Source organism: Pararcticibacter amylolyticus, assembly GCF_003130405.1.
In the GTDB taxonomy this organism is placed as follows: domain Bacteria; phylum Bacteroidota; class Bacteroidia; order Sphingobacteriales; family Sphingobacteriaceae; genus Arcticibacter; species Arcticibacter amylolyticus.
The window spans coordinates 71,023-72,282 of record NZ_QEAS01000007.1 but is presented as its reverse complement, the minus strand read 5'-3'; the positions used below and the strand labels follow the sequence as shown (position 1 = coordinate 72,282).

Genomic DNA, 1,260 nt, shown 5'->3' with positions numbered 1-1,260 from the left:
GGAGGCTGATGGCTTTCTAATAAAAAAAAACTATTAGTTTTACCGTCTGCAAACTATCAAAACAATGAATATTCACGAATATCAAGGCAAGGCCATTCTAAAAAGCTTCGGTGTCAGGGTTCAGGAAGGAATCGTTGCTGACACGCCGGAACAGGCTGTAGAAGCGGCCAAAAAGCTTAAAGAAGATTTCAATTCGGATTGGGTTGTTGTAAAAGCACAGATCCATGCCGGGGGGCGCGGCAAAGGGGGCGGCGTAAAGCTGGCCAAAAATCTTGATGAAGTAAAAGAAAGATCGGAACAGATCATTGGGATGCAACTGGTTACTCCGCAAACCGGACCGGAAGGCAAGAAGGTCAACAAAGTATTAGTTGCCCAGGATGTTTATTATCCGGGAGAATCAGATCCTAAGGAATTCTATATGAGCGTGCTGCTCGACCGCGGAAAGGGCCGGAATATTATCATGTATTCTACCGAAGGCGGAATGGACATTGAGCACGTGGCAGAAACCACTCCTCACCTGATCTTCAAAGAAGAGATCGACCCTAAGGTAGGTCTCCGTCCGTTTCAGGCAAACCGGATTGCTTTCAATCTTGGCCTGAGCGGTGATGCTTTCAAAGATATGACCAGGTTCGTGGCTGCTCTTTACAAAGCATACGAAGGAACTGATTCCTCTTTGTTTGAGATCAACCCTGTACTGAAAACTTCAGACAATAAAATCCTCGCCGTTGATGCCAAAGTCAACCTGGACGACAATGGACTTTTCCGCCATAAAGATTATGCTGAACTGAGGGATATTACTGAAGAGGATCCGATGGAAGTTGAAGCCAGCAAGTCTAACCTCAACTATGTGAAGCTTGACGGTAACGTTGGATGTATGGTAAATGGCGCCGGATTGGCAATGGCCACTATGGACATTATCAAACTTGCAGGCGGAGAACCAGCTAACTTCCTCGATGTAGGTGGTACTGCTAATGCTCAGACTGTAAAAGCAGCCTTCAACATTATCCTCCAGGATCCGAATGTGAAAGCAATCCTCATCAATATCTTCGGAGGTATCGTTCGCTGTGACCGCGTAGCACAGGGTGTTATTGATGCTTATAATGAGCTGGGTAATATCCACGTTCCGATCATTGTCAGACTTCAGGGGACTAACGCCGAAGAAGCGAAAAAACTGATCGATGAATCAGGACTGAAAGTTTACTCTGCCATCCTGTTAAAAGAAGCTGCCGAACTCGTCACAAAAGTCCTCGAAGAGAGCAA

1 protein-coding gene is annotated in these 1,260 nt (G+C 46.0%); it reads left to right on the top strand.

Annotation, left to right across the window (positions count from 1 at the left end; translation table 11 throughout):
- Window positions 1-64: 64 nt before the first annotated feature.
- Window positions 65-1,260 (top strand): ADP-forming succinate--CoA ligase subunit beta (sucC, locus tag DDR33_RS09705; RefSeq protein ID WP_109415584.1); only part of this gene is annotated, 1,196 nt, incomplete at its 3' end.